This is a genomic window from Brachyspira pilosicoli, assembly GCF_019402445.1.
Classification (GTDB): domain Bacteria; phylum Spirochaetota; class Brachyspiria; order Brachyspirales; family Brachyspiraceae; genus Brachyspira; species Brachyspira pilosicoli_B.
Window position 1 is genome coordinate 1 of sequence record NZ_SRZM01000029.1, and the last position, 8,111, is coordinate 8,111.

At 28.5% G+C, this 8,111-nt stretch carries 8 protein-coding genes; 4 read left to right on the forward strand and 4 right to left on the reverse strand.

What is annotated here, in order from left to right:
• Positions 1–318: 318 nt before the first annotated feature.
• Complete coding sequence (locus tag E6A48_RS01120) at positions 319–1,452, reverse strand: leucine-rich repeat domain-containing protein (protein WP_219708166.1); 1,134 nt, start codon at positions 1,450–1,452, stop codon at positions 319–321.
• A 277-nt stretch (positions 1,453–1,729) separates the two neighbouring features.
• On the opposite strand from E6A48_RS01120, the gene E6A48_RS01125 reads away from it, so the two are divergent.
• Positions 1,730–2,827, forward strand: a complete 1,098-nt coding sequence (locus E6A48_RS01125; protein WP_219708167.1) for an ankyrin repeat domain-containing protein — start codon at positions 1,730–1,732, stop codon at positions 2,825–2,827.
• Positions 2,828–2,930: 103 nt separating this feature from the next.
• On the opposite strand, the gene E6A48_RS01130 is transcribed toward E6A48_RS01125, so the two are convergent.
• Positions 2,931–3,305 (reverse strand): hypothetical protein, encoded by a 375-nt coding sequence (locus tag E6A48_RS01130; protein ID WP_219708168.1) that lies wholly within the window; start codon positions 3,303–3,305, stop codon positions 2,931–2,933.
• 37 nt (positions 3,306–3,342) lie between these two features.
• Positions 3,343–3,795: a hypothetical protein gene (locus E6A48_RS01135; RefSeq protein ID WP_219708169.1), complete on the reverse strand. Its 453-nt coding sequence runs from the start codon at positions 3,793–3,795 to the stop codon at positions 3,343–3,345.
• A 119-nt stretch (positions 3,796–3,914) separates the two neighbouring features.
• Here E6A48_RS01135 and E6A48_RS01140 point away from each other — a divergent pair, with 119 nt between their 5' ends.
• Positions 3,915–4,385 carry a hypothetical protein gene (locus E6A48_RS01140; protein ID WP_219708170.1) on the forward strand — a complete coding sequence of 157 codons (471 nt, stop codon included), beginning with the start codon at positions 3,915–3,917 and terminating at the stop codon, positions 4,383–4,385.
• Positions 4,386–4,464: 79 nt separating this feature from the next.
• On the opposite strand, the gene E6A48_RS01145 is transcribed toward E6A48_RS01140, so the two are convergent.
• Positions 4,465–4,773, reverse strand: coding sequence for a hypothetical protein (locus E6A48_RS01145; protein WP_219708171.1), 309 nt, complete (start codon positions 4,771–4,773; stop codon positions 4,465–4,467).
• Positions 4,774–5,016: 243 nt separating this feature from the next.
• Here E6A48_RS01145 and E6A48_RS01150 point away from each other — a divergent pair, with 243 nt between their 5' ends.
• Both E6A48_RS01150 and E6A48_RS01155 read left to right on the forward strand, forming a co-directional pair.
• Positions 5,017–6,384: a phage terminase large subunit gene (locus E6A48_RS01150; RefSeq protein ID WP_219708172.1), complete on the forward strand. Its 1,368-nt coding sequence runs from the start codon at positions 5,017–5,019 to the stop codon at positions 6,382–6,384.
• 574 nt (positions 6,385–6,958) lie between these two features.
• Positions 6,959–8,068 carry a hypothetical protein gene (locus tag E6A48_RS01155; protein ID WP_219708173.1) on the forward strand — a complete coding sequence of 370 codons (1,110 nt, stop codon included), beginning with the start codon at positions 6,959–6,961 and terminating at the stop codon, positions 8,066–8,068.
• Positions 8,069–8,111 lie beyond the last annotated feature (43 nt).

Below are 8,111 nucleotides of genomic sequence, written 5' to 3' on the forward strand. Positions count from 1 at the left end.
TATGGCTAAAGAAGGAAATGATATAGCAATAAAATTCTGTGAAGATAAAGGCTGGGATATTAAATAGGGTTAAAAAATTAATTACACTCCCCGCCCTTTAGATTTTATGATTTTGTCTGAACTTTTTAGTCTTATATTTTTTGTTGTTTAAAAAGAAATGATAACGCCCGCCCAAGTTTTGTTTAATTTAAAAAATTATTGATCGCACGCAGAGTGCATTAAGAATATGTATTTATTTGAAATTGCAATTTAAACTATATGCAAAAATTCATTCACCGTGCGTTAATAAATTTTATTTATTAAATAACATCATAAAAATTATATCTCGTTTATAGTTACATCTGCTGGAAGCCCATTACCTTTTAGAGCTTCGTATGCATCTTTTGAGCCTTTAGGTACATTTATAGTTTTTAAAGGAGTACTTTCAAAAATTCTACTTCCATTCATCGAAGGAGGAGTTGGAGATAAAAATGTTATACTTGTTAATAAAAAACATTTTTTGAAAGCTATATCCTCAATATTTTTAACATTAGCAGGTATTGTAATAGTTGTTAGTTTTTCACAATAACCAAAAGCATTATTTCCTATAGTTATTAATTTTGGATTTTCTCCTTCAAACACAACATTTTCAGCACCATTACATACATAAAAAGCTAAATCCTCTATAGAGGTAACGGCCTCTGGTATAGTTATAGTTTTTAATGCATAACAGCTAGTAAAAGCATTTGTAGAGATAACATTTAAATTTTTAGGTAATTTCATGTTTTGTAATTGTTGACATGAGTCAAATGCATTTGTACCTATAGTAGTTACAGAATCAGGTATAATTATACTCTCTATACTAGAACCTTTGAAAGCATAATCATTTATAGTTTTTAATCCATTAGGTAAATTAATATTTTTTACTACAGTCTCAAAAAAAATCATACCTCCTATTTCTGTTAAACTTTTAGGGATATTAACTTCTTCTAAAATATGGCATCTAGCAAATACATATTCTCCAAAAACTGTTATATATTCAGGAAGAATAACTTTTGTTATGTTATTATTATCGAACGAAATACTTCCTAATATATAATCAGGAAGTTTGTTATTTTGAAATGTTACATTTTCAAATGATACTGTTATATCTGTAATGTCTTTAATTTCATCTATTACAGTACCAAGACTAGCATATCTATCATAACTTTTTGTAGAAGTACCTATAAATATTACCTTATATTCGCCCTTATCTTTATAATATTTTTCTAATGCAGCTTTTATGGTTTCAGCTGTGGCAGTATCTATATCTATACCATATTTCTCTATATCTTCATTTGTAGTAGGTGGAGTTTCAGTATTATTATCGCCTCCAGAATCTGCTCCTCCCTCTGATGTATCAGGAGAAGTTGATTGGCTTTTGCATGATAAGAACAAAGCCAAAATTAAAATTATAAATATTACTTTTTTCATTATTAATCCTTATTATGTAAATATAACAAAAAATATATTATTTTATTAAAAAATTTATTAAACCTCTTTATTTTAAAAACAAGCTCAACGCACGCAAAGAAAAACTTAAAATATAATATTATTAAGAATTGAATTTGAATTATAAACAAAAATACGCCTACCGTACGGTAAATAAATTATTGGTTTATATCAAGTTTTTTGTGCCAATTATTCAATATTATATATTCAAATTCCGAATTTGTAATAAGGCTAAAACTATATTTGAGGAATATTTATTATGCGTTATCTTAGTTTGATTTTTATACTTATTTTTAATATATCTTTTTTATTTTCTCAAAATACTAATACTGGCAAATTAGACCAATTATTAGATTATGCTAATACAGGCAATATTAATGGAATAAGAAGATTAATATCTGATGGTTCTATTTCTAGTTATATAAACTTTGGTGATATGCAAGGACATAATGCTTTAATAACAGCTACTTTTAGAGGTTATAAAGATATAGTTGTTTTGCTATTATCTCAAAAAATAGATGTTAATGCTAGCTGTATACATGGAAAAACTGCTTTAACTTATGCGGCAGAAAACGGATATGTTGATATAGCTTCTTATTTGCTTGCTAAAAATGCAAATCCAAATATAAAAGTTAATAACGGCACTACAGCCTTACTTCAAGCAGCTGGAAAAGGGTATTATACTATAACAGAAATGATTATTAATGCAGGTGCTGATGTTAATATGTCTGGACTTTATATTAATCCTGATGATGCCAATTATAATATGACTCCTCTTATGGTTGCAGCCTATAATAATCATGATGATATAGTAAAATTGTTGCTTGACAATGGAAGCGAAATAAATAAAGTTAATAATGTTGGAGCTAATGCTTTATTTTATGCTATAGCTAAGGGGAACGGAGAAGTAGCTAAAATGCTTCTTGAGAGAAATGCTGATGCTAATGTAGTATCTAGTTATGGATATTACGGCAATATTACAACACTTGCTTTAGCTTCATCTTTGGGATTGAATGATATAGTATCATCACTTTTAATAGGTAAGGCTGACATTAATTATAGAATGGCTGACGGAAGAACTGCTTTAATATGGGCTAGTATATCTGGTAAAAAAGATATTGTTTTATCATTAATTAACGCTAATGCTGATGTTAATATTAAAGATAATGACGGTAAAACAGCTTTGATGTTTGCAGCAGAGAATGGCGATTATGATTCGGTTCAATATTTACTTGACGGCAATGCAGATTTGAATATAGTAGATAACTTGTCAAAAAATGCTTTAATGTATGCTATGGAAAACGGAAATACTGATATAGTAGATTTAATTACAAAAAGAAGCTTGGTAAAGAAATAATTTATTAAAATATAGAAAGTGTATGGGGTTTGGATTATATAAAAAGGCTTTGAACTATATGTTTAAAGCCTTTTACATTTTTTAATTGTATAGTTATTATTTATTACTGTTTTGTTAACGTACCATTAGCAGATATAGTTCCAGATAAAGTGAAAGTTCCAGCAGTATCACTAGTAAATGTTAGAGTAAGAATAGATTCATCTTCATTTGCAGGGGTAAATTTTACTTCATAAGTTTCATTTCCTTTATCTGTTACATTTGTACTTGTTTCGCCACTAAAAGTGACAGCACCATCACTTGATATAGTTATAGTTGGAATTGTAGCTTGTTTTGCAGTAGATGTGAGCTGCCAAGTACCAGCATATTTTGCTATGCCTTGAGAAGTTGTGCCGCCATCACCTGTTTTGTCTTTATTGCTGCAGCTTACAGCTAAAACACTCACTAAAAATAAAACTAAACTTAATATTTTTTTACTCATATTTTACTTTCCTTTTTATTTTTTATTAAAAAATTAATTATTTTATTTTTGTAATACTACCAATGCCATAAATATCATCTATAGAGCCAGTAGTTTCACTATCAAACGTAATAGTTACATTATCTGCCCCTGTACCATGATCTACTTTCATAGTATATGTATTTCCAGATTCTACTATGTCTGTAGCTTGTTTAGGATTTTGTGAGCCGTCTTTTATTGTTACACTACCATCATCGCCTATAACAACCTCATAACTAGTCTTATCATCAAATGTAGCTGTCCAAGTGCCTGCATATTTTGCTATGCCTTGAGGAGTTGTGCCGCCGTCACCTGTTCCGCCTGTACCAGTGCCGCCATCGCCGCCTGTACTGCTACCCCCATTTCCGCTATTATTATCACCGCTTCCTGTTTTACCAGCATTGCTGCAGCTTAAAACAAGAATACTGCTCAAAAACAATATACTAACCAATCTTAAAACTCTTTTACTCATATTTTACTCTCCTTTCTTATTTTTATTAAATATAACAAAAATAAATCATTTTTTCAAATTAATTTTTATTATAATTACTTATATTTAATACTTATATTATATATAAAAAATGGATTATTATGAATAAATACAGCAAAAAAACAGAAACCAAAATATATAATTTTATAAAAAAAAACAACCCAACAATCGAAGAAATAGTTAATGAATTAAATATAAGCTATGATAAATTAAAAAGCTATATCAATAAATCTAGTAAAAAATATAAGAAAACTCTAGTAAAAAAAATTAGAAAAGCAAAAGATGAATATTTTATTGACGCTAAAATAAAAATAGAAAATGCATTAATAAAAAAGTCATTAGGATATTATAGCAAGGATATTATAAAAGAAATAAAAATAGATAAAGAAGGCAATGAGTCTAAAACAAAAAAAATAGTTTATAAATATAATCCGCCAAGCGAAAGAGCAATAATAGTTTTTCTTGAATTATTAAAAAAACGTAATGATAAAAGATTAGAATATATAAGAAAAAAAATAGAAGAGAAAGAAAATAATAATAGAATTAATATAAGAGTAGGGTTTAATAATTAATAAAAAACCTATGCTAAAGAACAGCATAGGTTTAAAAAGGGACGAAAGAAAATAATTTGTATATAATATTATAGAAATATTATTTTACCCTAGCACCTTTACCTCTTACTCTTAATTTTGTAGAGAAACCAGATTTTACAATCTCATATCTAGGCATAATTAAAAAATCATAATTTGTATCTTTCAATGCTTCTGCTATAAGCTGTTCTTTCAAAGTTTCATCTCCAGAATCATATGGAAGCTCTGCTGTTAAAACTTCACCTACTACAATATCATCTCCTGTAAGCTGCAAACTTTGAGGTATATTATCTACAGTTGCTATTGTTGAACAAGATAAAAAAACTAAAGCAAATAATACTGCTGCGGCAACATAAAAAGATTTTTTCATTTATATATCTCCTATTCTTTTGTTTTTTTGAATTATATAAAATTTTCTAAAAAGTTGATTTGAAGTATTAAAAAAAATTAAATACTTCAAAAAAAAAATTAGTTTTTTGTTAACGCACGGTAAGCATAGTTTATAAATAAAACAAATTTTGCTTAATAATTAAATTTATGTTTTTTTATTTTCATACCGTGCGTATAAGATTTCTTATAATTACTTATAATTTTTACACATTTGAGACAATTTATGAATATTAATATAAACATTTTAAAACCTTTTGAAAAATGGATTAACACTGAAAAACGGTTAAAAATAGCATTCGGCGGACGAGGCGGCGGAAAAAGTGAATCTATCGCAAGAATATTAATAGCTAAAAGTTTTGAAATTAATGGAGTGATATTATGTGCGAGGGAGATTCAAAAATCTATTTCCTATTCCACTTATCCGCTTCTTATAAGCATTATAAAAGAACTTAATTTAAATGAATTTTTTATAGTAAAAAGAAATGAGATAATAAATAAAATTACAAACTCTAAGTTTATATTTTTAGGCATTAGAGAATGTTCTATAGAAGAGATTAAATCTATTTATAATGTGAGAATATGTTTTGTAGAAGAAGCCCAAACTCTCACACAAAGAAGCTACGAAATATTAGAACCTTCCATAAGGGCAGATAAAAGTGAAATATGGCTTGCATTTAATCCCCGTTTTGAAACCGATTTTATTTATAGGGTTGTAAGTCAATTTAGTTTGGAGAATAAAGTTTATAGAGATAAAACAAACAAAGAGTATTATTATAAAGAATATGAAGATGCTAATATATTAATTACTTTTATTAACTATGACGGCAATTATTATTTTAGCGAGATATTAAATAAATCAAGATTATCCACATTAAAACTTATGCCAAAAATGTATGAACATATATGGCTTGGAAAAATTAAAAATAAACAAGGAAAAGTTTTTTTATATTCAAAATTAAAATTCTATGATGAAAATAAAGAAAGAGAGAAAATATATTCTTATGAGCATAAAGCAGTAGTTGACCCTGCATTTGGGGAGTATAATTGTTTTACTGCTGTTATAGTCTACACACAAATAGAGAACGATATTTATTTAATAGACAGCGGACTAATGCGTAATGATTCAAACTCAACAACAGATGAAAGCATAACAAATTTTTTAATAAGCAAAAATGTAAAAAAAATATTATGCGAAAGTAATTTTGCACAAAAAGAATTAGTAAAAAGGCTTGAAAAACATTTTGAAGTAACACCATTTTTTGTTCATAAAAATAAAATAGAGAGAATAGTAAATGCAAGTTATGTGATATATGAGAGGGTGTATTTTCCTATAGGCTGGCAGGAAGTGCCTGAAGGTTCTGATACTGATAAATGGCTTCAAACAAATAATGGACGCGGATATATAGCTCTTCGTCAATTACTTAATTTTGATGATTCTGTAAACAATATTAAAGGAGATGTTTTTAGCTATTTGGATTTTCCAGATGCTTTATCAAGCTTGATAAACTTTGGAATGGAAGAGGCAGAAGATGGTGAAAAAATTGAAGAAGATAAAGATAATAATTTGATGGATTTTATTTTTGGGAGTTAATTTTTTATTCAATTTTTTATTGTTATTTTTCCAGCAGCTACGCACCTAAAGGTACTTCCTTCGGTCGCAAAATAACTGGGGGTGCTACCCTACGGGCACGCTTCGCGAAAAGTACAAGTACTATAGCTTTGTATGTTTGGAATATGTATTAGTATAAAATAATATATGATTTTGGATATGTTTAAAAGCTAGTTTTTTTAATGCAGTCCTTTTGCTTCTTTGGGCCACCAAAAGAAGTAGGGGCGTGGGGGCAACGCCACCACAAATAAAAAAACATAAAAATTATATTGTTCTTTTTCCCGCCGCAAAAAGAACCAAAAAGTGCAAATACTATAGCGTTGTATGTTTTTGAATATGTATAAACTATATTGCAATACCAACATTTTAAGCTAAAACAATGCAGTTCTTTTGATTCTTTTATACCAATACCGAGTAGGTGCCTTGCCGCAGGCACGCAGAGCGTCGGCAAAAGAACTGGGGTGCTACCCTACGGGCACGCTTCGCAGGTGGCAAAGCCCTGCAAATAATTAAAATAAAAAAACTTAAATTTTTTAATACATAAAAAGGAGCATATATGGACAATAATTTAAACTATATAAAAGAAATGAATGAGGAGCTTATTAAAACTCAAGCTTATATAGGCAGTATTAATAATGCTATCGGCGTTGAATTAAAAGAAAGCTCTAATGTTGCTTCTGATTCCATTAGCTTAATTAAAGAAAATATAAACAAAATAGATATAAAAAGTTTCTCTTCTGATATTAATAGTATACTTTCAAGTACATCAACTTTATACAGCAGTATATCATCAAGTTTCTTTTCATTTTTTGATTATGACTTGAGTATTTATGATAATGCTATAAATGAGGCTAAACAAAAGCTTGAAGAGTTTAATAATTATCAAAATGAACTTAGAGAAAGCAGCAAAGAAAAAGAAGATGAGTATTACAATAATTTTTTAGCTCGATTAGATGAGGAATTAGAACTTGCTATAGAAAATGATGATTTGATGAGTGCTGAGGCTATAAGAATAAAAAAAGAAGAGATAGCAAAAAAAAGAGAAGAAGAAAATAAATTATTATTATTAGAAAAAGAAAAAAATGAACAAAAAGAATTATTAGAAAGAAACCTAGCAGAGGCCGAATATAAAAAAGATTATGCCAAGTGGGAAAATGAAGTAAAATTGGCGGAGATGGAAAAAAGTAAAGCTATTGCTGATGCTGTTTTAATACCTTCGCTTGCTATAGCAAAGTCTGCATTAGGTGTTGCTACTTCTTTTGCTGAAGGAGGTTTAGTTGGTTTTGCTGCTGGGTTAGCTGTGTCTGCTACAACAGTTGCTTCTGCTATTTCTGCTGCTTCTGGAATAGTGTCTTCTACAAATGCTTTAGACAGTGTGAAATCTAATCCTCCAACTCCTCCAAAGTTTGCATTTGGTACTACAGGTTATACCATTCCAGATGGAGGCTCTGCAATAGTTGGAGAGATGGGGGCTGAACTTGTTAGAAATAATGCTGGTAAAATCACCGTTCAAAGCAATGCACAGTTAAATGACAATTATAATTCAAGAGATTCTATGCATATAGAAAATGTTATTTTTAATGTTTCTCAAATATTAACAGAAGAAGAAGTTTATAAGTATATGAATGATTATAAATATAGAAACTCACAAATGTATGTAAGATAAATGATAAAAGTTATACCACTTATCTTACATAAATTATTATAAC

Bases quoted from the DNA above. Each gene is read 5' to 3' on its own strand.
- E6A48_RS01145 (WP_219708171.1), bottom strand. From the start codon at position 4,773: ATGAAAAAATCTTTTTATGTTGCCGCAGCAGTATTATTTGCTTTAGTT.
- E6A48_RS01130 (WP_219708168.1), bottom strand. From the start codon at position 3,305: ATGAGTAAAAAAATATTAAGTTTAGTTTTATTTTTAGTGAGTGTTTTA.
- E6A48_RS01125 (WP_219708167.1), top strand. From the start codon at position 1,730: ATGCGTTATCTTAGTTTGATTTTTATACTTATTTTTAATATATCTTTT.
- E6A48_RS01155 (WP_219708173.1), top strand. From the start codon at position 6,959: ATGGACAATAATTTAAACTATATAAAAGAAATGAATGAGGAGCTTATT.
- E6A48_RS01120 (WP_219708166.1), bottom strand. From the start codon at position 1,452: ATGAAAAAAGTAATATTTATAATTTTAATTTTGGCTTTGTTCTTATCA.
- E6A48_RS01140 (WP_219708170.1), top strand. From the start codon at position 3,915: ATGAATAAATACAGCAAAAAAACAGAAACCAAAATATATAATTTTATA.
- E6A48_RS01150 (WP_219708172.1), top strand. From the start codon at position 5,017: ATGAATATTAATATAAACATTTTAAAACCTTTTGAAAAATGGATTAAC.
- E6A48_RS01135 (WP_219708169.1), bottom strand. From the start codon at position 3,795: ATGAGTAAAAGAGTTTTAAGATTGGTTAGTATATTGTTTTTGAGCAGT.